The sequence below is a fragment of the Azospirillum brasilense genome (assembly GCF_008365405.1).
In the GTDB taxonomy this organism is placed as follows: Bacteria; Pseudomonadota; Alphaproteobacteria; order Azospirillales; family Azospirillaceae; genus Azospirillum; species Azospirillum brasilense_D.
Map to the genome: position 1 here is coordinate 100,782 of NZ_QOKV01000004.1, position 26,137 is coordinate 126,918.

Genomic DNA, 26,137 nt, shown 5'->3' on the forward strand with positions numbered 1-26,137 from the left:
TATTCCCACGGCCTGTCCGCCGCGGATGCGCGCGGTTTACCCCCCCTTGCGCTCGCGGCGCAAGGCCCATTTCACCGTCTTGATGGCGGGGCCGGTATGTCCGGAGACGGCGATCTGGGTGGTCCGCCGCGGCTCGTCGCCGCTGCCCAGATAAATGCTCTCCTCCAGCTCCAGCGTGCCGCCCGACGCGCGCAGCCGCCAGGCGGCCCCGCTCGGCAACTTCAGCTGCACCTGCCCGCCCTGGACGAGGGTCGCCTGGACCGCGGGGTGCAGATGGAAGCGGATGGTGAAGGGCCGCGGCTCCGGCGTGGCGCCGATCACCGGCTCCAGCATGTCCTCGCCGCGCAGGTCCTCACCGTTCTCCGCCAGATAGACGCGGCGGCGGTGCAGATAGCCGAAGTTGCGGCTGTAGCCGTTGTGGGTGGCGACGACCAGCACCGCCCCGTCGTTCTCCTGCCGCTCGCAGCCGACGTGGGAGGGGCGGCGGCCCAGCCCGCCCGCCTCGATCACCTCCGACGAGTTGGTCTCGGCCAGCACGACGGTGGAATGGGCGGCGGTGCCGGCCAGCGCGGCGCGCCAGGGGCCGGTCTTCACCGGATGGGCGCCGCAATTGACGATCAGACGTTCCTTGCCGACCGACATCTCCAGCGACAGGGTGCCGGCGTGGGCGGTGGCGTCCAGACCGGTGACCGGTGGCACCCCGGTGTCCATCAGCACCATGGTGCGCCCGGCGATCAGCCGCTCGAAGCCGGTGTGCGGCGCGCTCTTCAGCGGGCGCCCGCGGGCGTCGGCCTGGGCCAGCACCGTGTCGACCAGCGCCGCGTCCTCCTCCCGCCCGCCGTTGAACAGGGCGAGGCCGCCGTCGCCGTGGCGGAAGAAGCGCAGGGCCGGGGTCATGCGGTCGATGGCGTGCTGCAGCGCCTCCGGTACGTCGGCGCGGGCGGTGCGCAGGACCGACCGCATGTCGATCAGGTCGCGCAGGATGCGCAGCTGCACCGAGGGGCAGCGCTCGACATGGCCGCCGTCCGGCAGGATCTGGCGCGGCAGCTCCCGCTCCAGCAGCTTCAGCGCGTCCTGGCCGATCCGCTCATGCTCCGGCAGGCAGAAGCCGCCATAGACGAGGCCCTTGGCCGCGGTGACCAGCGCCTTCCCGTCCAGCGCGCCGGGCACCACGCGAGTCAGATGCTTGACCTGCCGGGCGAGGCTGTCGAAGACCGCGGCGCGGAACTCGTCGTCGGCGGAGGCGCAGTAGAAGTCGTGCAGGCTGATCCAGGCGGCGATGCGGGCGCCCAGCACCTCCGGCGCCCAGGTCTGGGCGTTCCAGCTCCCGTTGTGGTCCAGCCAGGACAGCACCAGCGCGCGGGCGCGCCGCCGCGCCGTGTCGCCGCCGACCGCGCGCAGGTCGCGCAGCCATTCGAAGCCGTGCAGGGCGTCCTGCCAGACGGCGCCGCCGGCCCGCCAGTTCGGCGCGCCGTGGGCGTCGGCCGCCGCGGCCTGCCCGCCGAAGCGGAAGACGCCGGCCAGGATCGCCGAGCCTTCCCCGGCGTCGCCCGGCCAGGGGTCCGGCGGCACCGCGGACAGGGCGGTCGGCGCGCGGCCGCCCAAGGTCAGCTTGTAGATCGGGTTGCCGAAGGCGATCTGCGCGACCCCGTCCCGCAAGCGGCCCATTTTCCCACGTCCGGCGCTCATCGGCTCACCCCGTCACACGGCAGGGGGAGGCGATGGCCGGCGCTTCGCTGAAGGCATTCGGGCGATCGGGGGGATGCATCCTGTTGTCGTATCAAATTCGCCTCGACCCCCGCAAGCCGGTGGTGCCCTAATCGTGCAGCCGTCGCAGCCGTGCCACGAAGAACCCGTCGATCCCGCCGAGGTCCCCGAGCATGCCCGGCAGGGATCGTACCTCACCGCGCTCGTTGATCAACTCGGCCAAATTGCCATCCCCCGCATGACCGCCGCCCAGATCAACCGGTGTGATCGGCAGGCGCTCGACCCGCTTGTCGCGGGCCAGGATGCGGTCGACCTGCGCCTCGCCCTCCTCCGGCTGGATGGAGCAGGTGCAGTAGATCAGCGTTCCGCCGGGCTTCACCAGATCGACGGCGTGGGCCAGCAGACGGCTTTGCGCCTTGGCCAGCTTGGCGATGTCCTCCGGCGACTTGACGCGCAGGATGTCGGGATGGCGGCGGATCGCCCCGGTGGCCGAGCAGGGGGCGTCGAGCAGCACCGCGTCGGCGGGCTGGTCCGGGGTCCAGGTGGCGGCGTCGGCCGCCAGCACCTCCGCCGAGAGGTTGAGGCGGGCCAGATTGTCCCGCACCCGCTCCAGCCGCTTGGCGGAGCGGTCGACCGCCGTCACCTGCGCCCCTTGCGCGACGAGCTGCGCGGTTTTGCCGCCGGGGGCGGCGCACAGGTCGTAGACGCGCTTGCCGGCCAGATCGCCGAACAGCTTGGCCGGCAGCGAGGCGGCGAGGTCCTGCACCCACCACGCGCCCTCGGCGAAGCCCGGCAGCTCCGTCAGGTTGCCGCCGGCGGCGCGGCGCAGCGTGCCGGTGGGCAGCAGCCTGGCCTCCAGCTGCTCGGCCCAGGCCGCGGGGTCGGTCTTGACGGTGATGTCCAGCGGCGCCTCGTGCAGATGCGCCTCGACGATGCCGCGGGTGCGGCCGATGCCGTAGGCCTGCCGCCAGGCCAGCCACAGCCAGTCCGGCGTGTTCAGGCGTCCGGCGTCCTGCTGGGCGGCCAGCTCCGCCCCCTCGCGCCCGATGCGGCGCAGGACGGCGTTGATCAGCCCCTTGTAGGGTTCCGCCCCCCTGGCCGCGGCCAGCTCCACCGCCGTGTCGACGGCGGCGTGGGCGGGCGTGCCGAGGAAGACGAGCTGGGCCGCGCCCAGCCGCAGGATGTCGTGCACGGTGGCCTTGGGCAGACCCGGCTTGGCGAGGCTGCCCTGGATCAGCGCGTCGATCTGGCCGAGCCGGCGCAGCACGGTGGCGGTCAGCAGCCGCACGAAGCCGCGGTCGCGCGGGTCGAGCCCGCGCAACTCCGGATGCGCGTCGAACGCATCGTCGAAGGGGATGGATTTGCGCAGCACGTCGCGCAGAAGGTCGAGCGCGGCGGAGCGCGCGGCGAGGGAGGCGTCGGACATGCCGCTGGATGTAGCGCGCCGGACGGCGGGTGTCGAGTAGCCGCAGCGCGGGACCAAACGGATTCCGCCATGCCTCAGCGGGGCGCCTCAACGGGCCAGGGCGCCCCGCCGTCCGCCTTCGTGGTCGGGATAGGGGCCGACGTCCTCGACAAAGAAGCAGACGACGCCCCGCAGCTCGCCCCGGCGCAGGATGAAACGGTTGCCGTTGCCGGCCTTCATCCCCCACAGCTCCGTGCCCTCCAGTGGGCTCAGCTCCAGCTCCGGCGGCACCGGGTCCTCGCCCAGCCGCTTGAGGAAACGGTCGGCGCGCACGCGGTCGTCCGGCGGCAGGCTGCGCGCGGCGCGGGCGTCGTAGCGGTCGCTCTTGACGTAGCGGGTCCCCACCCCCTGGATGGGGCTGGACGGCCCGCCGGGATCGGCGACGGCGCGCTCCAGCATCAGCGCCCAGCGGGCGTCCCGCGCCATCGCCAGGGCGCGGCGGTGGACGGCGCGGCACTGCTCGGCCAGCTCGTGGAAGCGGGGCATCAGGTCGCGCTTGCGGAAGCCGACCTCCATCATCACACGCTCCACCGCCCCGTCCGCCGCAGTGCCGGAGGCGGGAATGCCGCGCGTCTCCAGCGCCAGCAGGGCGTCGATGCGCCGGTCACGCTCCGCCGCCGGGATGCCCTGCGTCAGCGTCCGCCCGAGTCGCTCCAGCGCCGCCTCGGCGCGGCGTTCGGCCTCGGCGATGCAGAGGAGCACGTCATCGCGGCTGGTGGCGGCGGAAGCGCTCAGCCACCCCGAATCGAACAGCGGAGTCTTGTCGAGAAACAGGTCCGGCACGATTCCCGTCAGCCGTCGGCGCGCATGCGCCCGACGATCTCCTCCAGCACCGCTTCGGCCTTGTCGTTGTCCACCTGGCAGGTGCCTGCCGCCTCGTGCCCGCCGCCGCCATACTCCAGCATCAGCGGGCCGATGTTGGTCTTGGAACTGCGGTTGATGATCGACTTGCCGCAGGCCAACACCGTGTTCTGCTGCTTCAGGCCCCACAGGACGTGGATCGACACGTTGGACTCCGGGTACATCGCGTAGATCATGAAGCGGTTGCCGGCGTAGATGGTCTCCTCCCGCCGCAGGTCGATGACCACGACGTTGCCGCGGATCGTGCTGCAGCGGGCGAGCTGGTCGGAGAACGTCGCCTCATGCTCGGTGTAGAGGTCCACCCGCTCCTTCACGTCGGGCAAAGCGAGGATCTCGTCGATGCCGTGGCTGCGGCAGTAGTCGATCAGCTCCATCATCAGCTGATAGTTGGAGATGCGGAAGTCGCGGAAGCGGCCGAGGCCGGTGCGCGCGTCCATGATGAAGTTCAGCAAGGCCCAGCCCTGCGGCTTCAGGATGTCCTCGATGCCGTACTGGGCGGAGTCGGCCTGATCGACCGCGGCCATCATCGCGTCGGAGATGGTCGGGAAACGCTCCTTGCCGCCGTAGTAATTGTAGACGACGCGGGCGGCGGAGGGGGCGTCGGCCTCGATGATGTGGTTGTCGCGCTTGCCGACGCGGATCGTCTCCGACAGATGGTGGTCGAAGGCGAGATGGACGCCGGGCACATAGGGCAGGTTGGTGGTGATGTCGCGGTCGGAGATTTCGACCTTGCCGTCCTGCATGTCCTTGGGATGCACGAACTTGATCTCGTCGAGGATGCCCAGCTCCTTCAGGAGCACGGCGCAGACCAGCCCGTCGAAGTCGGACCGGGTGACGAGGCGGTATTTCGTGACGTCGGACATGCGGTTTCCCCTGATCGCCCCACAATCGGCAAGCGGAGGGAAGGTAGACTTACGTCTTTCGACGTGCAACCGCGAACCGATCCGCCTCCGCTCATCCCCAGGGGCTGCGCGGCATGAAGGAGGGGCCGGCCATGCCGCGCAGGCGGCGCACCCGTTCCTCCATGTTCGGGTGGGTGGAGAACAGGCTGTCGAGGCTGCGCCCGTGCAGCGGATTGGCGATGAACAGATGCGCCGTCGCCGGGTTGGATTCCGCCGCGTAATTCGGGATCTGGTGGGCGTAGGTGTGGATGCGGGTCAGCGCGTCGGCCAGCCACAGCGGGCGCCCGCAGATCTCCGCGCCGATGCGGTCGGCCTCGTATTCGCGGGTGCGGCTGATCGCCATCTGGACAATCATCGCGGCGAAGGGAGCCAGGATGGCAACCAGGATGCCGCCGATCAGCCCCAGCGGGTTGCCGCCCTGCCCATTCTGGCTGTTGCCCTGCGACGCGCCGAAGAACATGCCGAAGTTGGCGAGCATGGAGATGGCGCCCGCGATGGTCGCCGTGATCGTCATGATCAGCGTGTCGCGGTTCTTCACATGGGCCAGCTCATGCGCCATGACGCCGGCGACCTCCTCCGGGCTCAACAGGCGCAGCAGGCCGGTGGTGGCGGCGACCGCGGCGTTCTCCGGGTTGCGCCCGGTGGCGAAGGCGTTGGGCTGGTCGTTTTCCATGATGTAGACGCGCGGCATCGGCAGGCCGGCGCGCTCGGCGAGCTGCTGAACGATGCCGTAATATTCGGGGGCGGTGTAGGCGTCGACCTCCCGCGCGCCGTACATGGACAGCACCATGTCACCGGAGTTCCAGTAGCTGAACAGGTTCATGCCCAGCGCCATGACGAAGGCGATCATCATGCCGCCCTTGCCGCCGATCAGATAGCCGATGCCCATGAACAGGGCGGTCAGGCCGGCGAGGAGGATGGTGGTCTTCACATAGCTGGTCATGGCGGTGTTCTCTTGGCGGTGTTCCGGGCGATCTTCTGGACGGTTTCACTGTTGGTTGGACGAGACGGCCCCGGCGGGGCTTTCCGCCGGACCTGTCTGGTGATATGGGCTTGGCGGAAGGCATCGTTCAAGATGGCCCGGCACCGCACCCGACCCCAGAGGACGGCCATGACCGAGACGAAGACCACCGGCCCGGCACCGGAAGACGCCGCGAAGCCCGACGCCGAAACGACCCCAGAAACCGGCGCCAAGGGGCCCGAGCAGATGCCCGGCGAGATCGGCGGTCCGAAGGGACCGGAGCCGACCCGCTTCGGCGACTGGGAGTTCAAGGGCCGCTGCTCGGACTTCTAAATCACACTTTCTAGGACCGATTGCCTGAACACCCCGCCCTGAAATTGAATACATAAGCAACCAGGATGGAATACCTAGGTTGTGCTTGATACGTTCCCGTTCGCGCGCTACTCTGTGACCGGTTCGCCCCTTCGCGAACCGGTGCCCAGGGGGAGTTCGCGCCATGGGATCGCACAGGCCCGTCACCCCATGCCCGCCCCGCCCCGCCGGGATGTGGCTCTTCCTTCTCTCCACACTGCTGGCCGGCACCGTCCAGGCCGCTCCGCCCGCCCTGCCCGGTCCAATCCCGGCGGAGGTGCTGGAGGTTCTGGACGGCGACACGCTGCTGGTGCGGGCCACCATCTGGCTGGGGCAGGTGGTGGAAACCCACGTCCGGGTGGACGGGCTGGACGCGCCGGAGATGCGCGCCCGCTGCCCGCGTGAGCGGGAACTGGCTGAAAGCGCCCGCGACCACGCGCGCCGCCTGATCGGGCCCGCCCCGGTGCGGCTGCTCGACGTCCAGCCCGACAAATATGGCGGGCGGGTGCGCGCCCGCGTGCTGACCGGCGAAGGCGCCGATCTGTCGGCTGCGCTGATCGCGGCGGGACTCGCCCGCCCCTACCACGGCGAACGGCGCCAGCCCTGGTGCGACGGGGCGGGCATGGGCTAACCCGGCTCCACCAAAGGATGAGTCGGGAACCCGCCGTCTCGCTCCGCTGTTGCCCCTCCCACCAAGGAGGAGAGCGAACCATGACGACCCAGGCCTCGTCTTATGTCCCCGGCGCCATCGCCTTGCTGGCCGCCAGCCTCGCCCTGACCGGTGCCGCCGTGGCGCAGGACGCCAAGACGATGGAGGGTGGTCTCGGCGCCGCCCCGCCATCCCAAGGCGAAGCCTGGATGGAATCGACCGGCGCCCAGGACCCGACGCTGGGCGAGCGCCGCACCGAGAAGCAGAAGAACGCGGCGGAGACCCGCGCGCAGGGCCGCATCGGCTCCGTCCCCGACGCGGCGAGCGGCGAGTCCGGCCTGAAGCCCGGCACCGCCGAGTCCGTGAAGACCCAGTCCGGCAGCGGTGCGTCCGGCGGATCCGACAGCGCTCCCAAATAACGCCCCAAAAACGAAACCGGGGGCCACGAAGGCCCCCAGTCCGTAGACAAACCCCGATGAACGCCGCGATCAGGCGTTGTTCATGCGGTTCTCGATCAGGTCGGTCACGACGGTCGGATCGGCCAGCGTCGAGGTGTCGCCCAGGCTGTCGTGCTCGTTCGCGGCGATCTTGCGCAGGATGCGGCGCATGATCTTGCCCGAACGGGTCTTCGGCAGGCCCGGCGACCACTGGATCAGGTCCGGCGAGGCGATCGGGCCGATCTCCTTGCGCACCCAGGCCACCAGCTCCTTGCGCAGCTCCTCCGTCGGGCTTTCCCCGGCGTTGAGCGTGACATAGGCGTAGATGCCCTGGCCCTTGAGGTCGTGCGGGTAGCCAACGACGGCGGCCTCGGCCACCTTCGGGTGGGCGACCAGCGCGCTTTCCACTTCCGCCGTGCCCATGCGGTGGCCCGACACGTTGATCACGTCGTCCACGCGGCCGGTGATCCAGTAATAGCCGTCCGCGTCGCGGCGGCAGCCGTCACCGGTGAAGTAATAGCCCGCGAAGGTCGAGAAGTAGGTCTGGACGAAGCGCTCGTGGTCGCCGAACACCGTGCGCATCTGACCCGGCCAGCTGTCGGCGATGCACAGGTTGCCTTCCGTCTCGCCGTCCAGCTCCTTGCCGTCGTTGTCCACGACAACCGGCTTCACGCCGAAGAAGGGCTTGGTCGCGGAACCCGGCTTCTGCCCGATGGCCCCCGGCAGCGGGGTGATCAGGATGCCGCCGGTCTCGGTCTGCCACCAGGTGTCCACGATCGGGCAACGCCCATCGCCGACCACGTTGTAGTACCAGAGCCAGGCTTCCGGGTTGATCGGCTCGCCCACCGACCCCAGGATGCGCAGCGAGGACCGCGAGGTCTTCTTCACCGGCCCCTCACCCTCGCGCATCAGCGAGCGGATGGCGGTCGGGGCGGTGTAGAAGATGTTGACCTTGTGCTTGTCCACCACCTGCCAGAAGCGGGAGATGTCCGGATAGGTCGGCACGCCTTCGAACATCAGCGTGGTGGCGCCGTTGGCCAGCGGGCCGTAGACGATGTAGCTGTGGCCGGTGACCCAGCCCACGTCCGCCGTGCACCAGTAGACCTCGCCGTCCTTGTAGTCGAAGACGTACTGGTGCGTCATCGACGCGTAGACGAGATAGCCGCCGGTGGTGTGCAGCACGCCCTTCGGCTTGCCGGTCGAGCCCGAGGTGTAGAGGATGAACAGCGGGTCCTCCGCGCTCATCTCCTCCGGCGGGCAGTCGGCGGACACCGACGCGATCTCCTCGTGGTACCAGAGGTCGCGGCCCTCGGTCCAGGCGACGTTGCCGCCGGTGTGCTTGACGACCAGCACATGCTGGACGCCCGGCGCCGCGGCGACGGCCTTGTCGGCGTTGGCCTTCAGCGGAACCTTGCGGCCGCCGCGCAGACCCTCGTCGGAGGTGATGACGAAGTGGCTGTCGCAGTCGACGATGCGGTCCTTCAGGCTGTCCGGCGAGAAGCCGCCGAACACGATGGAGTGGATGGCGCCGACGCGCGCGCAGGCCAGCATGGCGTAGGCGGCCTCGGGGATCATCGGCAGGTAGATGGTGACGCGGTCGCCCTTCTTGACGCCGTTCTTCTTCAGGACGTTGGCGAGGCGGCAGACCTGCTCGTGCAGCTCCTTGTAGGTGATGTGCTTGGAAACGCCCGGATCGTCGCCCTCGAAGATGATGGCGGTCTGGTCGCCGCGCGTCGCCAGGTGGCGGTCGACGCAGTTGGCGGAGACGTTCAGCGTGCCGTCGTAGAACCACTTGATGTGGACGTCGCCGGTGTAGCTGACGTCCTTCACCTTGCTGTAGGGCTTGATCCAGTCGATGCGCTTGCCCTGCTCGCCCCAGAAGGCTTCCGGATCGTTGATCGATTGCTCGTACAGGCGGGCGTAGGCGGCTTCGTCCACGTAAGCGGTCTTGGCGATTTCCGGCTTAACAGGAAAAAACGAATTGTCGGACATTGGCTCGCGATTCCCCCGTAGTGCTTCTGGTTACGCCCTGAAGGGCTGTTGGGGAGCGGCTTCCGGCCGCCCCTGTTGCGGGACATTATCCACACAAGTTCCCGTCTCTACAAGCAGAACGGCTGATTGTCCGCCCTCTCCATCGGGGCTTTCCGTTCCACTTTGTTGCAGCGCACCGCCCGTTCTTTTGATTTCACAGGCATTCGCGACGACACGGCGGCGCGACTATTTGTCGCGCATAGCACGAAAGCATGATAACGCGCCGCGGAGGGGCGCTTAACCCGGTCTTAACCGAGGCATCGTTAGCGTGCATGGCGTTCCCCCAACTGCAGGACACCGGCATGGCCAGCACGACCGACGCGGACGGCACCACCGGAAACGGCACGGCCAATGGCGGCGCCGGTCATGGCACGGAACTGGCCGGGCGCCTGTCGGAAATGGGCAGCCGCACCAGCCTGATGGTGATCGACGCGGCCCTGCGCACGGCGTCGCTGGCCGAACTGGAAGCGTCCGGCTCCGCCGCCCTGGCGCCGTTCGGGGAAGACGCGGGCTTCGCCGGAGCCGCGGCGGAGATGCAGGCGCTGGCCCGGCGGATGCTTCAGGCCACCCAGGATTTCCAGGCGGCCATCTGCGAACCGGCGGACTGATCCGCCGCCGCAGACGGCCGCGCTCTCAACAGGTCCAGAGAACCGTCACGCCTCGATCCCGGCCAGCGCGCAGACATGCGCCCATTCGGCGTCCGACACCGGGCAGACCGACAGGCGCGACTGCTTGACCAGGGCCATGCCCTGAAGCAGCGGGTCGGCCTTGATCGTCTTCAGCGTGACCGGCGTCTTCACGGGCAGCAGCGCCCGCACGTCGACCATGCCGAAGCGCCCCGCCTCATCGCTCGGGTCCGGGTAGTATTCCCGCGCGATCTCGACGACGCCGACCACCTCCAACCCCTCGTTCGAGTGGTAGAAGAAGGCGCGGTCGCCGATCTTCATGGCCTTCAGGTTGTTCGACGCCTGATGGTTGCGCACGCCGTCCCAATGGGTGGTGCCGTCGGCGACCATGCGCTCCCACGAATATTTGAAGGGCTCCGACTTCAGAAGCCAGCGGGCCATCGCTGTCCGCCCCCGGTCAGGACTTCGGGTAGACCCGGCGCCACGCCCGGATCTCCACGCTCTCGAACAGCCCGGCCTGGGCGTAAGGGTCATTGGCGGCGAAGTCCTTCGCGGCGGCCTCGTCGGCGCACTCCACGATCAGCAGGCTGCCGGCCATGCCCTGGCCGTCGTCGGACAGCAGCGGGCCGGCGGCGAACAGACGGTCGGCGTGCGCTTCCAGATAGGCCAGATGGGCCGGGCGGTTGTCGGCCCGCACCTGCGCGGCGCCGGCCTTGTCGGTGCAATGGAACATGTACAGCATGGGGAACCCCTCCGTTCGGTCGGGCGGGAGCCTAGCGCAGCCGGAGCCGCTGCGGAAGGTGCCGCGAGTGGAAGCGATTCACCACGAAGACACGAAGGCACAAAGATTTTCACGAAGAACCCCCAGCACACCCGACACCGGGCGGACAATGCCGAACCCCTTCGTGCAGGCCTTGTGCCTTCGTGTCTTCGTGGTGAAAAACGCTCCCCCTCAGCGCCCTTCCTCGCGGAACGGCCGCGACAGCAACCCATCGATCGTCGCGTCTAGCCCGGCGCCGCGGTTCAGGATGGCGTCCACGGCGGCGCACAGCGGCATGTCCACGCCCTTCTTCCCGGCCAGCCCGACCACCGCGGCGGCGGTGTAGACGCCCTCGGCGACGGAGCGGCGCTCGGCCAGGATCTCGGCGAGCGTCCGGCCGGCGCCCAGGGCGGCGCCCAGCGACATGTTGCGCGATTGCAGGCTGGAGCAGGTCAGCGTCAGATCGCCCAGCCCGGACAGCCCCATCAGCGTCTCCGGCCGTCCACCGAGCGCCAGGGCCAGCCGCGTGATCTCCGCCAGCCCGCGGGTGATCAGCGCCGCCCTTGCGTTGTCGCCCAGCTTGCGGCCTTCCACCACGCCGCAGGCGATGGCCAGCACGTTCTTCACCGCCCCGCCGATCTGTGACCCCACCACGTCGTCGGACAGGTAGGGGCGGAAGGTGCGGCTGCCCAGCGCCTCGACCAGCCGGGCGCCCAGCGCGGCGTCGGCGCAGGCCAGCGTCACCGCGGTCGGCAGGCCGCGCGCCACCTCCGCCGCGAAGGTCGGGCCGGACAGCACGGCCAGCGGGGTGCCCGCCGGCAACGCGGCCTCCGCCGCCTCGCTCATCAGGGCGTGGCTGTCCAGCTCGATCCCCTTGGCGCAGATGACCAGCGGGGTGCCCGGCCGCAGATGGGCGGCGAGGCCGGCGCAGGCGCTGCGCAGATGCTGGGCCGGGGTGACGAGCAGGATGGCGTCGCAGGCGGCGGCCTCGGCCAGATCGGCGGTCGCGCGCAACTCCGCCGGCAGGGTCACGCCCGGCAGATAGTCGCGGTTCTCCCGCGCGGTGTTGACCGACTCGACCACCGCCGGCTCGCGCGCCCACAGCAGGGCCTCCCGCCCGGCGCGCAGGGCGGCCAGAGCCAGCGCCGTGCCCCAGGCTCCACCGCCGATCACGCCGATGCGCCGGAAGTCCGTTGCCGCCATGGATTCCCCCCGTTTCTACTGTTCTGGCTTGATGGATGTGGCCGACTGTTTAGGCGGAGCGTCCCCGGTCCGCAACCTGGTCGGTCAAGCCTCCGGCGTCAGCATGAGCTTCATCCCGACATGGCTCGCCCGGAAGCCCAGCCGCTCGTAGAAGCGGTGGGCGTCGGTGCGCCGGGTCTGGCTGGTCAGTTGCACCATCACGCAGCCTTCGGCGCGGGCCAGCGCGATGGCGTGCCGCATCATGGCGCTGCCGATCCCCTGGCCGCGCAACGTGCCGTCCACCTTCACCGCCTCCACCGTCGCCCGCGCCGCGCCCCGGCGGGCCAGCCCGTGGGTGACGGTGAACTGGAAGCAGCCAACGATCCGCCCGTCCTGCTCCGCCAGAACGATGGAGTTGCCCGGCTGGGCCGCCATGCGGTCGAAGGCGTCCCAATAGAGCGGGTCCAGCGGCTCAGCATAGACGTCGCCACCCGTGGACAGGGCGTCGTCGGCGGTCAGCCGGACGATGTCCGGCACGTCCTCACGGACGGCGGTGCGGAAGGTCAGCGCCATGCCGCGCTCTCCCTCATGCCTTCACGCCGGAGCCCACCCCGGCCTTGCCGATGGCGGGCTTCGCCGTGGGATCGAGCGGCCAGCGCGGGCGCGGGGCGAAGTCCAGCGGGTCGGTCTGGCCCAGCCGCAAGCGCTCGATCCCCGCCCAGGCGATCATCGCCGCGTTGTCGGTGCACAGCCCCAGCGGCGGCGCCACGAAGGGCATGCCCTCGCGGTTGGCCAGCGTTTGTAGGCGGGCGCGCAGCGTCCTGTTGGCCGCCACGCCGCCGGCCACCACCAGGGCGCCGCCCTGCGGGTGCGTCTCCTTGAACTGGCGCATGGCGCGGGCGCAGCGGTCGGCCATCACCTCGGCGACCGTGTTCTGGAAGGCGGCGGCGAGGTCGGCCCGGTCCTCCGCCGAGAGGGGAGTCCCCAGTTCCTCGACATGGCGCCGCACCGCGGTCTTCAGGCCGGAGAAGGAGAAGTCACAGCCGGGGCGCCCGACCATCGGCCGCGGCAGGTCGAAGCGGCCCGGATTCGTCGCCAGCGCCGCCGCCTTCTCCAGCAGAGGCCCGCCGGGATAGCCGAGGCCGAGCAGCTTGGCCGTCTTGTCGAACGCCTCTCCCACCGCGTCGTCGATGGTGGTGCCCAGCCGCCGGTATTGGCCCACCCCCTCCACGACCAGAAGCTGGCAATGCCCGCCGGACACCAGCAGCAGCAGGTAGGGGAAGGGCACATCGTCGGTCAGCCGGGCGGTCAGCGCGTGGCCTTCCAGATGGTTCACCGCGACGAAGGGCAGCCCGCGCGCCGCGGCGATGGCCTTGGCGGTCATCACCCCGACGATCACCCCGCCGATCAGCCCCGGCCCGCCGGTGGCCGCCACGGCGTCGATGTCGGCGAAGCCCAGCCCGGAGTCGCTCATGGCGCGGCGGATCAGCCCGTCCAGATGCTGCAGATGGGCGCGCGCGGCGATTTCCGGCACCACCCCGCCATAGGGCGTGTGGTCGTCCAGCTGCGACAGCACCACGTCGGCGCGGATCTCCCGCGCGTCGGTCACGATGGCCGCCGCCGTCTCGTCGCAGCTCGTTTCGATTCCAAGAACGATCATGGCCGCCAAACTAGCCGTCTCCACCGCTCTGGTATAGGGTCTTGACCCGGATTCTTCAGGGTTTCGCCCTCCATGAACAAAGACGTCCCCGACGACGACGCCAGCATCGTCTATTACGACGGCGACTACCCGTCGCTGGAGATCGGCGAGGCGCGGGCGGAGCACGCCGCGACGCTGGCCCGGCTCGGCATGCTGGGCGACGTGCCCTTCTACAAGGAGCGCGCGGCGGAGACCGGCGGCCCGGTCCTTGAGATCGGCTGCGGCACCGGGCGCCTGACCATCCCGCTGGCCCGCGCCGGGCACGAGGTGTGGGCGGTGGACGTTTCCGCCGCCATGCTCGACCAACTCCGCGCCAAGCTGGCGCGCGAGGCGCCGGAGGTGCAGGCCCGTGTCCATCCGGTGCGGCAGGACGCCACGGCGCTCGATCTGCCGGTGCGGAATTTCCGGCTCGCCGCCATTCCCTTCAACGTGCTGATGCTGATCCCGGAACTGGCGGCGGAGCGCCGCGCGCTGGCCGCCGTCGCGGCGCATCTAGCGCCGGGCGGCACGCTGGCGCTGGACGTGATGAATCCGCTGACGCTGCCGATGGACGCCGAGACGAAGCCCAGCCCGTCGGAGCCGCGGCGCAGCCCGCGCAACGGCAACAGCTACATCCGCAACACGATGGCCTCCCGCCTCGACGAGGGGCAGTGCCAGCGCATCCACGGCTGGTACGACGAGCTGCTGCCGGACGGCAAGATCGCGGTGACCGAATACGCCTTCACCTGGCGGATGATCTTCCGTTACGAGCTGGAGCTGATGCTGGAGGCCGCCGGATTCGCCATCGAACGGCTGGCCGGCGATTTCGATGACGCCGCCTGGACGGTGGACAGCCGCCGCATGGTGGTCACGGCGCGGCGCGCATCGTGAGACGCGCGGCGACGCGCCTCACCAAAGAGTAGTGCGCCCGTCACCAAGGCTTGCAAACCGCGGCGGATCGCCTAGAACACTGCCCTCATGACCCAACCGCTCCGCATCGGCACGCGCGGCAGCCCGCTGGCGCTGGCGCAGGCCCACGAGACCCGCGACCGGCTGATCGCGGCGCACCCGCATCTGGCCGCCCCCGGCGCCATCGAGATCGTCGTCTTCAAGACGACCGGCGACCGCATTCTGGACCGCACGCTGGCCGAGGCCGGCGGCAAGGGCCTGTTCACCAAGGAACTGGAGGACGCGCTGCTCGACGGCCGCGCCGACCTCGCCGTCCATTCGATGAAGGACGTGCCGACCTGGATGCCCGACGGGCTGGAGATCGCCACGCTCCTGCCGCGCGAGGACACGCGCGACGCCTTCTTCTCGCGCGGCGGACACACGGTGGACACGCTGCCCGCCGGCTCCGTCGTCGGCACCGCCGGATTGCGCCGTCAGGCCCAGATCCTGGAGCGGCGGCCCGACCTGACGGTCGTGCCCTTCCGCGGCAACGTGCAGAGCCGCCTCGCCAAGCTGGAAGCCGGGGAGGTCGACGCCACCCTGCTGGCGCTCGCCGGGCTGCGCCGCCTCGGCCTGACCGACCGCATCACCGCCGTGCTGGAGCATGAGGAGATGCTGCCCGCCGTCGCCCAGGGCGCCATCGGCATCGAGATCCGCAGCGCCGACGACGCCACCCGCACCCTGCTGGCTCCGCTGAACTGCGCCGCCACCACGGCCCGCGTGACGGCGGAGCGCGCGCTGCTCGCCATGCTCGACGGCTCCTGCCGCACCCCCATCGCCGGGCTGGCCACGCTGGACGGCGACCGGCTGCATCTGAAGGCCAAGGTGCTGTCCAACGACGGGCGGCAGGTCTTCCGGGCCGAGCGCAGCGGCAACGCCAGCGATGCCGCCGCCATCGGCGCCGACGCCGGTGCGGAGATCAAGGCGGTCCTGCCGCCCGACTTCTTCAAGAGCTGACGGCGGCCGGCGATGGCGGCCCCTCACCTCCTGGTCACCCGTCCAGCGGAGGATTCCGAACCGCTGGCGGCCCGTCTGCGCGCGCTGGGCTTCGCCGTGTCGGTGGAGCCGATGCTGGACATCCGCTGGCTGGACGGGCCGGAGCCGGACATCGGGAACGTACAGGGTCTTCTCTTCACCAGCGCAAACGGCGTACGGGGCTACACCAGACGTACGAGCCGGCGTGACCGTCCGGTCTATGCGGTCGGCGACGCCACCGCGACCGCCGCCCGCGCGGCCGGTTTCACGCAGGTCGAGAGCGCGTCCGGCGACGTGTACGCGCTGGCCGAACTGGTGCGCGCACGCTGCACCGCAACAGCGGGTCCGCTACTTCATGTCGCAGGAACCAAGCTTGCCGGGGACCTGTCGGCCCTGCTGGGCGAGGCCGGATTTTCCATCCTGCGGGAAACGCTGTACGACGCCGTTCCGAGCGCGCGGCTGTCGGACGGCACGGCGGCGCTGTTGCGTACGGGAACACTGGACGCCGTGTTGTTTTTCTCTCCCCGTACCGCCCGTTCGTTTGTTAGGCTTGTCGCCGAGGCCGGGCTCATCGACCGCTGTCGTACAGTGGACGCGCTCTGCCTCAGCCCCGCGGTCGCGGAGGCTGCCCGCGCGTACGGTGAGCTGGGAGTGACACCGTGGCAGAACGTACGGGTGGCGCCACGGCCGGAGCAGGACTCTCTGCTCGGCCTGCTGCCGGAAGCATCCGGCGGCACGGGCCGGGCTTGAGCGCATCCGCTTGGGGGCTTGTGTGGCGTTCGTTGAGAACAACTGCGACCAGAAGGCACCCAATGACCTCTCGCCCAGGCTCCGAACACGAGGCTGACCCGAACGGCCACACGCCGTCCGACCAGAACCAGACGCCCGACCAGAATCAGGTGTCCGGCGGCCCCGCCGTCGAACGCATCATCGAACGCTTCGGCGGCATCCGCCCGATGGCCCACAAGCTGGACATCCCGGTCACCACGGTGCAGGGCTGGAAGAAGCGCGGCGCCATTCCGCTGGCCCGCCACGCCGACCTCCGCGTCTCCGCCGCCAAGCACCGCATCAAGCTGAGCGAAGCCGACCTGGAAGCCGCCACGCCGAGCGAGGACCGCAACGCTCCCGACGCCGCCGATTCGGTGACGCCGCTGCCGCCGGACGCCGCCATCATCGCCTCCGCCGCTCCCCTCCCCGGAAGCGCCGAACCGTTCAAGACCGAGCCCGCCAAGGCCGAGGACACCCTGCCGGGCGCCGACACGCTGCCGGGCGGTGGCCCGGTGCCGGCCACGGACCTGCCGCCCTCGACCCTGCCGCCCGTTGCCGATACCCTGCCGGGCGCCGCCGACACGCTGTCGGGTGGCGATGCGAAGGCCGAGACGATCAAGGGCGAGGAGATCCGGTCCGAAGAGTACAAGGTCGAGGCGACCCGGATCGAGGAGGCCAAGGCCGATCCCTTCAAATCCGAAGAGGTCAGGAGCGAGACGCCGCCCCCGGTGGAGCCCCCCGCCTCCGCCTACACCGCCTCCTCCTACGAGCCGCCGCGCTACGAAGCGCCGCGCGAGGAGCGCAAGTCCGGCGCCGGCTTCGCCACCGCCGTCTCGCTGATCGCCCTGCTGGTCGGCGCCGCCGCCCTGTCGCAGCCCTGGTGGGGCCCGCGCGTCCCCGGCTGGCCCACCGCCGGCGGTTCCGCCGCTCCGGTCGCCACGGCGCCCACGCCGCAGGCCGACCCGGCCCTGCGCAACCAGATCCAGCAGCTGTCCGAACGCCTTGCCAAGCTGGAGCAGCGCCCCGCCGCCGCCCCGGCCGAGGGCAACGCCACCGCCGGCATCGACCAGCAGACGCTGGACAACGCCGTCGGGCAGCTCACCGCCCGCATCCAGCAGCTTGAGGAGCGTCCGCAGGCCGCCGCCGCCGCCGCCGCCCCGGCCGAGCCCGACCCGCGCGTCGCCCAGCTGACCGAGCAGCTCGGCCAGGTCCAGCAGCGAGTCGACGCGGTGGGCAACGAAGCCCAGGCCGCCGGGCAGATCCGCCAGGAGGTGGATGCGCTGAAGCAGGAGCTGGCCGCCGTCAACCAGGCGGTGGAGACCCGCCGCGACGCCGCCACCGCCGCCCAGGCGCTGGTGCTCGCCTCCGGGCAGCTCCGCTCCGCGCTGGCCGCCGGGCAGCCGTTCCAGCAGGAACTCCAGGCCGTCCGCGCCGTGGCGTCGGGCGACGCCCAGGTGACGCAGCCGCTGGAGGCCGTGGCCGGCTACGCCGCCAAGGGCGTGCCGACGCAGCCGCAGCTCACCGACCGCTTCTCGGCCATGGCCTCCGACATCGTGCGCGCCGACAACCAGGGCGAGGGCAACGACTGGGTGGAGCAGGTCACCGGCAAGATCGCCACCCTGGTCACCGTCCGCCGCTCGGGCGGCGACGCGGTCGGCGACGGCGCCTCGGCGGTGGTCGCCCGCGCCGAAGCCGCCCTGCAGGACGGCAACCTCGGCGGCGCGGTCAAGGAGCTGGCGGCCCTGAAGGGTCCGGCGGCGCAGGTCGCCGCCCCCTGGATCGCCGACGCCAAGGCCCGTCTGGCCGCCAACGAGGCCGGCCAGCAGCTCACCAACCGCGCCATCGGCCTGCTGTCGCAGTCCGCCGGTGTCAAGGGAGCGGCCCAATGACACGCGCCATCTGGTTCATCATCAAGGTCGCCATCGTCGTCGCGATCGCGGTCTGGCTGGCCAACCATCCCGGAACCCTCGCCATCAACTGGCAGGGCTACGTCGTCGAGACCGGCATCGGCATCGCCATCCTGATCGGCGTCGCGGCCCTGGCGGCGGGCATCGTCCTGTACCGGCTGGCCCGCGCCGTCCTCGGCGCGCCGCGCAACTTCGGCCGCTACCGCCGGTCGCGCCGGCGCGAGCGCGGCTATCAGGCGCTGACCCGCGGCATGGTCGCCGTCGCCGCCGGCGACGCCACGACCGCCCGCAAGATGGCGCGCAAGGCCGACGGGCTGCTCAACGAGCCGCCGCTGACCATGCTGCTGTCGGCCCAGGCCGCCCAGCTCCAGGGCGACGACCGCGCGGCGAAGGAATACTTCACCGCCATGCTCGACCGGCCGGAGACCGCCTTCCTTGGCCTGCGCGGCCTGCTGACGCAGTCGCTGAAGGCCGGCGACCGGGTGGAGGCGCTGCAGCTCGCCCGCCGCGCCCAGTCGCTCCAGCCCAACACGCCCTGGCTGCTCGGCACGCTGTACGACCTGGAAGCCCGCTCGGGCGAATGGGCGGCGGCGGAAGGCACGCTGCAGCAGGCCGTCCAGGCCGGCGCCATCAACCCCGACGACGGCCGCCGTCACCGCGCCACCCTGCTTCTGGAGCGCAGCTTCGAGGCGGAGCGCCGCGGCCGGTCCGATTCGGCCCTGTCGCACGCGCAGGCGGCGCACGACCTGCTGTCCGGCTTCGTCCCGGCGGCGGCCCGCGCGGCCCGGCTGCAGATGGCCATCGGCAAGCACAAGAACGCCGCCAAGACCATCGAGCGCTGCTGGCGCGTCAACCCGCACCCGGACCTGACCTCGGCCTACCGCGAGGTGGTGTCGAGCTACGACCCGATGACCCGCGTCAAGCTGTTCGAGAAGCTGCGCAACCACGCCCCCAACGACGTCGAGTCGCTGCTCGCCGTGGCCCGCGCCGCCCTCGACGCCCAGCTGTGGGGCGAGGCCCGCGCCCATCTGACCAAGGCCCTGGAGATGCGGCCCTCGCGCCGCGTCTTCCAGCTCCTGGCCGAGCTGGAGCGGGCGGAGCGGCAGGACGAGGAGGCGGCGCGCGCCTGGCTGGCCCAGGCGGCCAACGCCCCGGCGGACGCGGCCTGGACCTGCAGCGCCTGCAACGCGGTCAGCCCGAGCTGGGGGGGCCTGTGCGGCCATTGCGGCGCCTTCGACAGTCTGGAATGGAAGACCCCGACCGTCAGCATGTCGCTGATGAGCCCGGAGGCCGCTCCGGCGGCCATCACCCATCAGGTGACGGAGCCCGTGACCGGCCAGCCGGGCGTTGCGCCCGGAGGCCAGATCGCTCCCCAGGGAGCGACCTAGTCCCGCGTCGGTCGCATCAAAGAAAAAAGCCCCTTCCCGGTCCGCCGGGGAGGGGCTTTTTCTTTGCGGAGACGGTGAACCACAGAGACACGGAGACACAGAGATCCGACCGGCGAACCGTCGTTCTCTGTGCCTCCGTGTCTCTGTGGTAGATCAGAAAAGCAGGACGCTCTTCGGTCCCGAACCCTACGCGTTGCCCAGCCGGGCGCCGTCCAGGATGGCCTCGTCGAAGATCGCGCTGCTGCGGTCGCAGCCGGTCAGGTCGGCCAGCGTCAGGTCGCAGCCCTTCATGTTCGTCGCGCTGAGCGAGGCGCCGGCCATGCGGGCGCGCACCAGCGAGGCGCGCATCACCTTCGCTCCGGCGCTGATCAGCAGCATCCCCAGATTGGCCCCGTCCAGACAGCCGTCGATGAGGATCGCACGGTCCAGCTTCGCGCCGCGCAGATCGGCGCCGCGCAGGTCGGCGGAGCGCAGATCGGCGCCGTCGAACTGGGCCGCCTGGAGCTGCGCGCCGTTCAGCCGGGCGTGGCGCAGCCGCACGCCGGAGCCCTTGGCGAGCGTCAGCACCTTGCCCGACAGGTCCGCCCCGTCGAGGTTCAGACCGGTCAGGTCGAGCTGGCGCCCCTTCTGGCCGCTGGTGCCGAGCCACAGCAGGTGCTGGTGCAGCAGAACCTCGATGTCCGCCGCCGGGATCGCCGGCCGGGGGGGCTCCGCCGCCGGGTCCTCGTCCGGTTCCGGGATGGGCGCGGGCGTCTGGGCCGCCGCCACCGCCTCCTCGTCCGTGCGAATGGAGGTGACGAGGTCGAGTTCGGACACCTTGGCGCCGTCCAGGATGGCGCCGCGCAGGTCGGCACCGTTCAGGTCCGCCCCCTGAAGGTCGGCGCCGGAGAAGTTGCAGTCGCGCAGGTCGGTGCGCTGGAGCCGCGCCCCCGACAGGCGGGAGTTGGTGAAATCCGCCGCCCGCGCGAAGCTGCCCGACAGCTTGGCCCGCGCCATGTCGGCGTTGGTCAGCTTGGCCGAGGCCATGTCCGCCGGTCCCGGCTCGAAGCCGACCACCTTCAGCTCGCCGGACGCGCTGCGGTTGGCGACGCTGCCATCGCGCAGGTCGACCTCCACCATCACCGCGCCGTCCAGGATGGCGCCGCGCACGTTGGCGCCGCGCATGTCGGTGCGGTAGAGGCGGGCTTCCGAGAGGTCGGCGCCGCGCAGGTCCGCGCCATAGAGGTCGGCGTGGTCGAGGATGGCGCCCTGCATCCGGGCGTCGCGCAGGATGGCGCCCGACAGATGCGCGCCGGTCAGGTTGCGGCCCGACAGGTCGAGTCCGGTCAGGTCGAAGAAGGGCAGGTTGGCGCGGGCGCCGTTGGGCCGCCCCTCGGTGAAGCGGACATGGCGCTCGCACACCCGGTCCAGCTGCTCCTGGCTCAAGCGTATCCGGGACTTGTGGGAGCCGTCGTTCGCCATCGGCGCCTCAGGCGAACAGAGCGTCGATGTCGGCCTGCGAAATCCCGCTGCCGCCGCCCGACGGTTCGGGCGCCGGGGCGGCGGGTCGCGGGGCCGGCTTCGCAGCGGCGGGAGGCGGAGAAGGAGGCGGAGGGGGCGGTGCGGGCGCGTCGGCCGGCTCGGCCCGTTCCAGCACCTGGGGGATCTGCGTGGCCAGGGTGTCGAACAGGGCGTCGATGTCGTCCTGGCTGACCTCCGGCCCGCCGAGCTGCGGGCCGTTCAGCAGATGCGCGTCGGGCCGGGTGTCGCCCAGCTTGCGGTGGGACGCCCCCTCGCCCATGGACGCGGTTTCCGAGGCGGTGGCGATGCGGTCGACACCCCAGATCTCGATCATCGTGTTCACGCGCTGCTCGATGTAGCGCAGCGTGTTGACCACCTTGGTGGTGCGCTGACCGGTGATGTCCTGGAAGGCGCAGGCGGTCATGATCTCGATGCTCCAGGCGTCGATGGCGTCGACCATTTCCGCGATGTCGGGATCGGTGCGCGGGATGCCCTGGGTGATCTCCTGGATCTTCTCGGTGGCGTTCAGGATGTCGGTGGTCGCCCGCTCGGTCGCCGCGACGATCTCGTCCAGCTCGCCGGTCGCCGCCTCGATGCGGTTCGACCCGGTGTCGGCGGGGCGCAGCGCTGCGATGTCGCTGCGCGTCTCGCGCACCACCTGGGTGATCGACATCAGCTCCTGCTGAAGCTGCAAGCCGTCACCCATACCGCCGCTCAGGCCGCCCCCCGGCAGCGGGCGGGGCAAGGCGCCGGGGTCCACCCCGCGCAGCCGGTTGACCTGCTGTTCCAGCGCGCCGGTCAGCCGGTGGAACTCGTCCACCGCGACCACGCGGGATCGCCGGTCGCGCATGCGCAGGAACGCGCGGCCGCGCGCGGTCTGCGACAGCGCCTCCTCCATCTGGAGGTAGTCATGCTCGGTCAGTTCCATCAGAGGAACATCGCTCATCGTCGTCACCGTCGGCGGGCCGCTGTTGAGAATCCGCCATGGAGGAAAGCACGTCTTAGGAAAACTGAGGTTACACCGGACATGGCCTGGATTTCAGACAAATCCCATACACCTCTGCCTCGCAGATCCCGCTGAACAAAGTCTTAATGACGTCATGGACGGTGCACGATGACGCACCCTGTCGTCATGCAACCATGCATGGAAGTCGGTCACCGGAGCGGAGCGGACCATGGAGGCCGGGCCACGGCATTGAGGATTCTCCCGTCGCCGCCGCTGCCCTATACTCCGCCGCCCCGGCGCTGGCCGAGCGGTGGGGCAAAGGGCGCGCAGGCTTGACCCAAGGGCGCCGTTCGCCCACATCAGCCGCGGAAACGCGGTTCGGAACAACAGGAACGGGGACAAGATGCCGATGAGGACGACGCTTCGGTTCGCGGCGCTTCGGTTTGCGGGGGCGGCGTGCGTGGCCGGGCTTTTGGGGATCGGCGTTCCGGGCGCGGGTCTGGTGCCCGCCCCCGCCGCGGCAGCCCTGCCCGCCGGGGTCACCGGGGTGACGACCATCGCGCCGATGCTGGAGCAGGTGACCCCCGCCGTCGTCAACATCGCCGTCCTGTCGCGGGCGCCGCAGGCCGAAAACCCGCTGCTGCGCGATCCCTTCTTCCGCCGCTTCTTCAACGTTCCCGAGCAGCAGGCCCGCCCCCAGGTCAGCGCCGGGTCAGGCGTCATCGTGGACGCGCGGCGCGGCTACGTCATCACCAACGCCCATGTGGTGGAGAACGCGCAGGAAATCGCCGTCACCCTGAAGGACCGGCGCCGCCTGCGCGCCAAGCTGGTCGGGCGGGACGCGGCGACCGACATCGCGCTGCTGAAGATCGAGGCGGAGAAGCTGACCGCCCTGTCCTGGGGCGATTCGGACCAGTTGAAGGTCGGCGACTTCCTGGTCGCCATCGGCAACCCCTTCGGGCTGGGCCAGACGGTGACCTCCGGCATCGTCTCGGCGCTCGGCCGCAGCGGGCTGAAGATCGAGGGGTACGAGGACTTCATCCAGACCGACGCCTCCATCAATCCCGGCAACTCCGGCGGCGCGCTGGTGAACTTCAGCGGGGAGTTGGTCGGCATCAACACCGCGATCATCGGCCCGGCCGGCGGGTCGGTCGGGATCGGCTTCGCCGTCCCGGTCAGCATCGTCCGCTCGGTGATGGAGCAGCTGGTCGAATACGGCGAGGTGCGGCGCGGCCGGCTGGGGGTCTCCATCCAGGACCTGACCCCCGATCTGGCGGACAGCATGAATCTGGCCGGCGACGCCGGGGCGGTCATCGCCCAGGTGGAGCGCGGGTCCGCCGCCGACCGCGCCGGGTTCCGCAGCGGCGACGTGGTGACCGCGGTGAACGGGCGCCCGGTGCGCAGCGCCACCGACTTCCGCAACCGCATGGGTCTGGTGCGGGCCGGCACGCCCTTGCAGGTGACCGTCCTGCGCGGCGGCAGCGAACGGGTGCTGAACGTCCGCACGGGGAACTAGACCCGGCGGACCGGATCGGGATAACCATGGTCTGATGATCGGCCGCCCCTCCCCTCCCCGCCGGCAGGCCCCGCCCGCCCCCATGGTCAGCGCGGCCCAGCGCCAGCGCGAGGTCGCCCGCATGCTGATGCGGCTCGACGACATGCTGAAGACCTGCGCGGATCTGGCGGCGGCGGCGCGGGAGCGCGTGTCGGTCGGCGGGATGGGCCGCTACCGCAAATTCTCCCGCAAGGTGCGCGACTTCTTCTCGCTGGCCGCGGTGACCCAGGAACGGCTGGACGCCGCCCCGTCGGAGATGGAGGAGCTGATCGGTCCGATGACCACCGCGCTGGAACGCCTGCACGCCCGCATGGTGATCCTGTTCGTGGAGGAGAGCCTGGGCTTCTTCAACACCTTCGCGCGGGTCAAGGCGCTGCCCATCGGCACCCACGAGACGGTGGGGGTGGAGTTCCGCGCGCTGATGGAGATCCGCAAGTTCCTCGACGACCCGCTCTATGAGGGGGAGCGCGGGCAGGGCCTGCGCAAGCAGACGGACCGCGTCGCCGTCCTGATGCGCGCGGTGATGGACCGCTGCCCGCCCCTGCCCGACTTCGGCGACGAGCCGAGCATCGGGCCACGCGGAACGGTGAACAAGCCGCTGCGCCCGCCGCGCGCCGCGCCGCCAGCCGCCACGGGCCGGGCGGCGGAGCCGCGCCCGCTGCCGCAACCCAGTTCCCAACGGCCCGATCCCCGGTTGGAAGTCCGCCAACTGTCCCTGGACGACGAGGACTGACGGGCCGCCGTCAGCCTTCCGCTGGCGACGACTGGCGGTGGTGGCTGTGCGCGTCCACGCCGCGTAGATGCTCGGCGGCCTCGTGCAGGGCGCGCTCGCTGGCGCTGTCGGGGGTCTGCAGCCCGGCCTCCGGACCGGGGACGGCGTCCTCCTCGGCGATCTCGCGGGCGGCCTGCTGCCAATGCGCGATGTGGCGCCCCTCGGGACGGCCCTCACGCTCCCAGATGGCGTGGGCGCGCTCGCGGACGCGGGGGTCGTCGGGGCCGGTGTGATGCTCCATGACGCTGTCCTCCCAGTGCGGTCTGTTTCATGACCGTCAACAGGCGGACCGCACCGGCGTGCCGCAGGCCTTTCCGCTACAGCCAATAGAGCGGGCTGACCCCGAACAGCCAGGGATGCACCGCGATCATCGCGGCGTAGGCGGCCAGCGCGCCCAGGACACGGCCCCAGCCGATCTCTCCGGGGCGGAAGCTCTGACGTCCGGCCAGGACGGCGGCGAAGGGCAGCGCGGAGGTCTCCGTCCGGTAGGCCCGCCCGGCCGCACTCCGGCGCAGCAGCCAGTCGTTCTTGACCATGGCGAACAGCGCGATGGCCGCCATCGCGACGAACAGCACGACCCGCCGCCCGTCCCCGGTGGCTTGCAGATGCAGCAGCGCCCACAGCAGCAGCCCCATGCTGCCGGGAAAGCGGGTGATCCGGTAGATGCCCCGCGGCGGGTTGGGGGCGTCGGGCTCGCCGGCCTTGCTGGTGACGCGGGCGGCGATCAGCAGGAAGGACAGCGGCATCAGCGCGACGACGAGCGGCGCCGCCCAGCCGGCGGGAACGAACAGCGGCTCGCCGCCCCCGGCCTCGCGGTAGGCCCAGACGAACAGGCCGAGCGCCAGCAGCGAGCCCAGCGAATGCAGGGCGACGAACCCACCCCGCCCCATCCGGGCGATCAGCCAGGGCCGCACCCCCGGCCAGGACGGCACGGCGTGGGTGGCGAACAGGAACAGGGCGGCGAGGAAAAGGTCGGTGGTCATGGGGACGGAGAAGACACCGATTTGCCCGACGGAGTCTTGATGAACGTCAATCCTGCGGCGCTGAAAGCAAACCGCATCCGAGTGTGGCGCAGGCCACAGCGGGGATGGGCGGCGGGGCGTACTGTCCGGTCATCGAACAGGCCGGGCCCCGACGCAGACGGAACCGGCAGACACCCCCCAGAAGCCAACTCCCCCAGACACCGGAAGGAAACCACACCATGCGCCGCACCACCCTGATCGCCGCCGCCGTCGCCGTCCTGTGCTCCGCCCCGGCCTTCGCCGGCGACCTGATGACCGGCGGCATCCCGCTCGGCAACGCCAGCAACCTGGGCGTCATCTCCAACACCGCCGCGGGCATCCAGAACAAGGCGCAGCAGCAGGTGATGGGCGTTCAAGCCGGCGGCGGGCTGGCCGGGCCCTTCGGCACCGCCTCCAACCTGGGCAACGTCTCCAACCTCGCCGCCGGGGTCGGCAACAAGGCCAAGCAGCAGGTCTTCGGCCTGCAGACCGGTGGCGGGATGGGCGGCGGGGTGAAGGCGCCCTTCGCTCTGGGCGGCTTCAACAGCAACGCCGGCACCGTCAGCAACAGCGCCGTCGGCATCGGCAACACCGCCCAGCAGCAGGTCAAGGCCATGCAGTTCGGCGCGCCGGGCGCCCTGTTCAACCAGAACCTCGGCACCGTCTCCAACCTTTCCGCCGGCATCGGCAACAAGGCCCAGCAGCAGGTCACCGGCATCCAGAAGTAACCCCCCTCCCCATCCATCCTCCCACCCAGGCAGACCTTG

Annotated in this window: 27 protein-coding genes; 12 read left to right on the plus strand and 15 right to left on the minus strand. The window is 70.8% G+C overall.

The window, feature by feature from the left end:
- Nucleotides 1–36: 36 nt before the first annotated feature.
- The 5 genes from DS837_RS08970 to htpX form a co-directional block, all read right to left on the minus strand.
- Nucleotides 37–1,668 carry a heparinase II/III family protein gene (locus DS837_RS08970; RefSeq protein WP_149164425.1) on the minus strand — a complete coding sequence of 544 codons (1,632 nt, stop codon included), beginning with the start codon at nt 1,666–1,668 and terminating at the stop codon, nt 37–39.
- Nucleotides 1,669–1,816: 148 nt separating this feature from the next.
- Entirely contained in the window at nt 1,817–3,133 is a 1,317-nt protein-coding gene (locus DS837_RS08975) for an RsmB/NOP family class I SAM-dependent RNA methyltransferase (protein WP_149164426.1), read from the minus strand.
- A gap of 87 nt (nt 3,134–3,220) precedes the next feature.
- The gene (locus tag DS837_RS08980) at nt 3,221–3,955 is read right to left on the minus strand and encodes a hypothetical protein (RefSeq protein WP_149164427.1); all 735 of its coding nucleotides are present in this window, start codon (nt 3,953–3,955) and stop codon (nt 3,221–3,223) included.
- A gap of 8 nt (nt 3,956–3,963) precedes the next feature.
- The gene (locus DS837_RS08985; RefSeq protein WP_149164428.1) at nt 3,964–4,896 is read right to left on the minus strand and encodes an exopolyphosphatase; all 933 of its coding nucleotides are present in this window, start codon (nt 4,894–4,896) and stop codon (nt 3,964–3,966) included.
- 91 nt (nt 4,897–4,987) lie between these two features.
- Nucleotides 4,988–5,878, minus strand: coding sequence for a zinc metalloprotease HtpX (htpX, locus tag DS837_RS08990; RefSeq protein ID WP_149164429.1), 891 nt, complete (start codon nt 5,876–5,878; stop codon nt 4,988–4,990).
- A gap of 168 nt (nt 5,879–6,046) precedes the next feature.
- Between htpX and DS837_RS08995 the strand changes: the two genes are divergently transcribed.
- The 3 genes from DS837_RS08995 (at nt 6,047) to DS837_RS09005 (ending at nt 7,315) form a co-directional block, all read left to right on the plus strand.
- Nucleotides 6,047–6,229 carry a DUF1674 domain-containing protein gene (locus DS837_RS08995; protein ID WP_149164430.1) on the plus strand — a complete coding sequence of 61 codons (183 nt, stop codon included), beginning with the start codon at nt 6,047–6,049 and terminating at the stop codon, nt 6,227–6,229.
- A 163-nt stretch (nt 6,230–6,392) separates the two neighbouring features.
- On the plus strand, nt 6,393–6,878 hold the full coding sequence (locus DS837_RS09000) for a thermonuclease family protein (RefSeq protein ID WP_247889830.1): 486 nt from the start codon (nt 6,393–6,395) through the stop codon (nt 6,876–6,878).
- A gap of 80 nt (nt 6,879–6,958) precedes the next feature.
- Nucleotides 6,959–7,315: a hypothetical protein gene (locus tag DS837_RS09005; RefSeq protein ID WP_149164431.1), complete on the plus strand. Its 357-nt coding sequence runs from the start codon at nt 6,959–6,961 to the stop codon at nt 7,313–7,315.
- Between the two features lie 69 nt (nt 7,316–7,384).
- On the opposite strand, the gene acs is transcribed toward DS837_RS09005, so the two are convergent.
- Nucleotides 7,385–9,325: an acetate--CoA ligase gene (acs, locus tag DS837_RS09010; protein ID WP_149164432.1), complete on the minus strand. Its 1,941-nt coding sequence runs from the start codon at nt 9,323–9,325 to the stop codon at nt 7,385–7,387.
- Between the two features lie 341 nt (nt 9,326–9,666).
- Here acs and DS837_RS09015 point away from each other — a divergent pair, with 341 nt between their 5' ends.
- On the plus strand, nt 9,667–9,972 hold the full coding sequence (locus DS837_RS09015; protein ID WP_149164433.1) for a hypothetical protein: 306 nt from the start codon (nt 9,667–9,669) through the stop codon (nt 9,970–9,972).
- A gap of 45 nt (nt 9,973–10,017) precedes the next feature.
- Here DS837_RS09015 and DS837_RS09020 read toward each other — a convergent pair whose 3' ends face one another.
- The 5 genes from DS837_RS09020 to tsaD form a co-directional block, all read right to left on the minus strand.
- Nucleotides 10,018–10,431, minus strand: coding sequence for an EVE domain-containing protein (locus tag DS837_RS09020; protein ID WP_149164434.1), 414 nt, complete (start codon nt 10,429–10,431; stop codon nt 10,018–10,020).
- 16 nt (nt 10,432–10,447) lie between these two features.
- A complete protein-coding gene (locus tag DS837_RS09025) occupies nt 10,448–10,732 on the minus strand; it encodes a YciI family protein (RefSeq protein ID WP_035669394.1) in 285 nt (94 codons plus the stop codon).
- 210 nt (nt 10,733–10,942) lie between these two features.
- Complete coding sequence (locus DS837_RS09030; protein ID WP_149164435.1) at nt 10,943–11,953, minus strand: NAD(P)H-dependent glycerol-3-phosphate dehydrogenase; 1,011 nt, start codon at nt 11,951–11,953, stop codon at nt 10,943–10,945.
- Between the two features lie 84 nt (nt 11,954–12,037).
- Nucleotides 12,038–12,505 (minus strand): GNAT family N-acetyltransferase, encoded by a 468-nt coding sequence (locus DS837_RS09035; protein ID WP_149164436.1) that lies wholly within the window; start codon nt 12,503–12,505, stop codon nt 12,038–12,040.
- A gap of 13 nt (nt 12,506–12,518) precedes the next feature.
- The gene (gene tsaD, locus DS837_RS09040) at nt 12,519–13,592 is read right to left on the minus strand and encodes a tRNA (adenosine(37)-N6)-threonylcarbamoyltransferase complex transferase subunit TsaD (protein ID WP_149164437.1); all 1,074 of its coding nucleotides are present in this window, start codon (nt 13,590–13,592) and stop codon (nt 12,519–12,521) included.
- A 72-nt stretch (nt 13,593–13,664) separates the two neighbouring features.
- Here tsaD and DS837_RS09045 point away from each other — a divergent pair, with 72 nt between their 5' ends.
- From DS837_RS09045 to DS837_RS09065, 5 genes are all read left to right on the plus strand, one after another.
- Entirely contained in the window at nt 13,665–14,501 is an 837-nt protein-coding gene (locus DS837_RS09045; RefSeq protein ID WP_149164438.1) for a class I SAM-dependent methyltransferase, read from the plus strand.
- An 87-nt stretch (nt 14,502–14,588) separates the two neighbouring features.
- Nucleotides 14,589–15,515 carry a hydroxymethylbilane synthase gene (hemC, locus tag DS837_RS09050; protein WP_149164439.1) on the plus strand — a complete coding sequence of 309 codons (927 nt, stop codon included), beginning with the start codon at nt 14,589–14,591 and terminating at the stop codon, nt 15,513–15,515.
- A 12-nt stretch (nt 15,516–15,527) separates the two neighbouring features.
- Nucleotides 15,528–16,283, plus strand: a complete 756-nt coding sequence (locus DS837_RS09055) for a uroporphyrinogen-III synthase (protein WP_149164440.1) — start codon at nt 15,528–15,530, stop codon at nt 16,281–16,283.
- 62 nt (nt 16,284–16,345) lie between these two features.
- Nucleotides 16,346–18,190 carry a COG4223 family protein gene (locus DS837_RS09060; RefSeq protein ID WP_149164441.1) on the plus strand — a complete coding sequence of 615 codons (1,845 nt, stop codon included), beginning with the start codon at nt 16,346–16,348 and terminating at the stop codon, nt 18,188–18,190.
- Nucleotides 18,187–19,596: a heme biosynthesis protein HemY gene (locus DS837_RS09065; RefSeq protein WP_149164442.1), complete on the plus strand. Its 1,410-nt coding sequence runs from the start codon at nt 18,187–18,189 to the stop codon at nt 19,594–19,596. Before DS837_RS09060 ends, DS837_RS09065 begins: the two co-directional genes overlap by 4 nt.
- A 186-nt stretch (nt 19,597–19,782) precedes the next feature.
- Here DS837_RS09065 and DS837_RS09070 read toward each other — a convergent pair whose 3' ends face one another.
- Together DS837_RS09070 and DS837_RS09075 are read right to left on the minus strand one after the other, a co-directional pair.
- Entirely contained in the window at nt 19,783–21,021 is a 1,239-nt protein-coding gene (locus DS837_RS09070; protein ID WP_247889831.1) for a pentapeptide repeat-containing protein, read from the minus strand.
- Between the two features lie 43 nt (nt 21,022–21,064).
- Nucleotides 21,065–22,042: a protein phosphatase CheZ gene (locus tag DS837_RS09075; RefSeq protein ID WP_149164444.1), complete on the minus strand. Its 978-nt coding sequence runs from the start codon at nt 22,040–22,042 to the stop codon at nt 21,065–21,067.
- A 409-nt stretch (nt 22,043–22,451) separates the two neighbouring features.
- On the opposite strand from DS837_RS09075, the gene DS837_RS09080 reads away from it, so the two are divergent.
- Entirely contained in the window at nt 22,452–23,558 is a 1,107-nt protein-coding gene (locus DS837_RS09080) for a Do family serine endopeptidase (protein ID WP_149164445.1), read from the plus strand.
- Nucleotides 23,559–23,592: 34 nt separating this feature from the next.
- Entirely contained in the window at nt 23,593–24,330 is a 738-nt protein-coding gene (locus DS837_RS09085) for a hypothetical protein (RefSeq protein ID WP_247889832.1), read from the plus strand.
- 10 nt (nt 24,331–24,340) lie between these two features.
- Here DS837_RS09085 and DS837_RS09090 read toward each other — a convergent pair whose 3' ends face one another.
- A complete protein-coding gene (locus DS837_RS09090; protein ID WP_149164446.1) occupies nt 24,341–24,610 on the minus strand; it encodes a DUF2934 domain-containing protein in 270 nt (89 codons plus the stop codon).
- 76 nt (nt 24,611–24,686) lie between these two features.
- Entirely contained in the window at nt 24,687–25,352 is a 666-nt protein-coding gene (locus DS837_RS09095) for an NnrU family protein (protein WP_149164447.1), read from the minus strand.
- 218 nt (nt 25,353–25,570) lie between these two features.
- Between DS837_RS09095 and DS837_RS09100 the strand changes: the two genes are divergently transcribed.
- Entirely contained in the window at nt 25,571–26,098 is a 528-nt protein-coding gene (locus DS837_RS09100; RefSeq protein WP_149164448.1) for a hypothetical protein, read from the plus strand.
- The last annotated feature ends 39 nt before the right edge of the window (nt 26,099–26,137 follow it).

Coding starts and splice junctions, on each gene's coding strand:
- DS837_RS08975 (WP_149164426.1), bottom strand. CDS start 3,133: ATGTCCGACGCCTCCCTCGCCGCGCGCTCCGCCGCGCTCGACCTTCTG.
- DS837_RS09085 (WP_247889832.1), top strand. CDS start 23,593: ATGATCGGCCGCCCCTCCCCTCCCCGCCGGCAGGCCCCGCCCGCCCCC.
- DS837_RS09025 (WP_035669394.1), bottom strand. CDS start 10,732: ATGCTGTACATGTTCCATTGCACCGACAAGGCCGGCGCCGCGCAGGTG.
- tsaD (WP_149164437.1), bottom strand. CDS start 13,592: ATGATCGTTCTTGGAATCGAAACGAGCTGCGACGAGACGGCGGCGGCC.
- DS837_RS09020 (WP_149164434.1), bottom strand. CDS start 10,431: ATGGCCCGCTGGCTTCTGAAGTCGGAGCCCTTCAAATATTCGTGGGAG.
- DS837_RS09065 (WP_149164442.1), top strand. CDS start 18,187: ATGACACGCGCCATCTGGTTCATCATCAAGGTCGCCATCGTCGTCGCG.
- DS837_RS09035 (WP_149164436.1), bottom strand. CDS start 12,505: ATGGCGCTGACCTTCCGCACCGCCGTCCGTGAGGACGTGCCGGACATC.
- DS837_RS09100 (WP_149164448.1), top strand. CDS start 25,571: ATGCGCCGCACCACCCTGATCGCCGCCGCCGTCGCCGTCCTGTGCTCC.
- DS837_RS09045 (WP_149164438.1), top strand. CDS start 13,665: ATGAACAAAGACGTCCCCGACGACGACGCCAGCATCGTCTATTACGAC.
- DS837_RS09000 (WP_247889830.1), top strand. CDS start 6,393: ATGGGATCGCACAGGCCCGTCACCCCATGCCCGCCCCGCCCCGCCGGG.
- DS837_RS09005 (WP_149164431.1), top strand. CDS start 6,959: ATGACGACCCAGGCCTCGTCTTATGTCCCCGGCGCCATCGCCTTGCTG.
- DS837_RS09055 (WP_149164440.1), top strand. CDS start 15,528: ATGGCGGCCCCTCACCTCCTGGTCACCCGTCCAGCGGAGGATTCCGAA.
- DS837_RS09060 (WP_149164441.1), top strand. CDS start 16,346: ATGACCTCTCGCCCAGGCTCCGAACACGAGGCTGACCCGAACGGCCAC.
- DS837_RS09015 (WP_149164433.1), top strand. CDS start 9,667: ATGGCCAGCACGACCGACGCGGACGGCACCACCGGAAACGGCACGGCC.
- DS837_RS09080 (WP_149164445.1), top strand. CDS start 22,452: ATGAGGACGACGCTTCGGTTCGCGGCGCTTCGGTTTGCGGGGGCGGCG.
- DS837_RS09075 (WP_149164444.1), bottom strand. CDS start 22,042: ATGAGCGATGTTCCTCTGATGGAACTGACCGAGCATGACTACCTCCAG.
- DS837_RS08985 (WP_149164428.1), bottom strand. CDS start 4,896: ATGTCCGACGTCACGAAATACCGCCTCGTCACCCGGTCCGACTTCGAC.
- DS837_RS09090 (WP_149164446.1), bottom strand. CDS start 24,610: ATGGAGCATCACACCGGCCCCGACGACCCCCGCGTCCGCGAGCGCGCC.
- DS837_RS08970 (WP_149164425.1), bottom strand. CDS start 1,668: ATGGGCCGCTTGCGGGACGGGGTCGCGCAGATCGCCTTCGGCAACCCG.
- htpX (WP_149164429.1), bottom strand. CDS start 5,878: ATGACCAGCTATGTGAAGACCACCATCCTCCTCGCCGGCCTGACCGCC.
- DS837_RS09095 (WP_149164447.1), bottom strand. CDS start 25,352: ATGACCACCGACCTTTTCCTCGCCGCCCTGTTCCTGTTCGCCACCCAC.
- DS837_RS08995 (WP_149164430.1), top strand. CDS start 6,047: ATGACCGAGACGAAGACCACCGGCCCGGCACCGGAAGACGCCGCGAAG.
- DS837_RS09030 (WP_149164435.1), bottom strand. CDS start 11,953: ATGGCGGCAACGGACTTCCGGCGCATCGGCGTGATCGGCGGTGGAGCC.
- hemC (WP_149164439.1), top strand. CDS start 14,589: ATGACCCAACCGCTCCGCATCGGCACGCGCGGCAGCCCGCTGGCGCTG.
- acs (WP_149164432.1), bottom strand. CDS start 9,325: ATGTCCGACAATTCGTTTTTTCCTGTTAAGCCGGAAATCGCCAAGACC.